This window comes from Aeromonas sp. MaB10011B (assembly GCF_017939325.1).
Lineage (GTDB): Bacteria > Pseudomonadota > Gammaproteobacteria > Enterobacterales > Aeromonadaceae > Aeromonas > Aeromonas caviae.
Map to the genome: position 1 here is coordinate 1 of NZ_JAGKRK010000101.1, position 385 is coordinate 385.

Annotated in this window: 1 rRNA gene; it reads left to right on the forward strand. The window is 52.2% G+C overall.

The features are described from left to right. Positions 1 to 334, forward strand: a 16S ribosomal RNA gene (locus tag J9893_RS21465); the annotation flags it as partial. Positions 335 to 385: the final 51 nt, after the last annotated feature.

Here is a 385-nt window from a genome sequence, read left to right on the forward strand (position 1 = left end):
CCTTACGGCCAGGGCTACACACGTGCTACAATGGCGCGTACAGAGGGCTGCAAGCTAGCGATAGTGAGCGAATCCCAAAAAGCGCGTCGTAGTCCGGATTGGAGTCTGCAACTCGACTCCATGAAGTCGGAATCGCTAGTAATCGCAAATCAGAATGTTGCGGTGAATACGTTCCCGGGCCTTGTACACACCGCCCGTCACACCATGGGAGTGGGTTGCACCAGAAGTAGATAGCTTAACCTTCGGGAGGGCGTTTACCACGGTGTGATTCATGACTGGGGTGAAGTCGTAACAAGGTAACCCTAGGGGAACCTGGGGTTGGATCACCTCCTTACCTTAATGATGACGAAGTTGTTGAGTGTTCACACAGATTGCCTTGATTCAA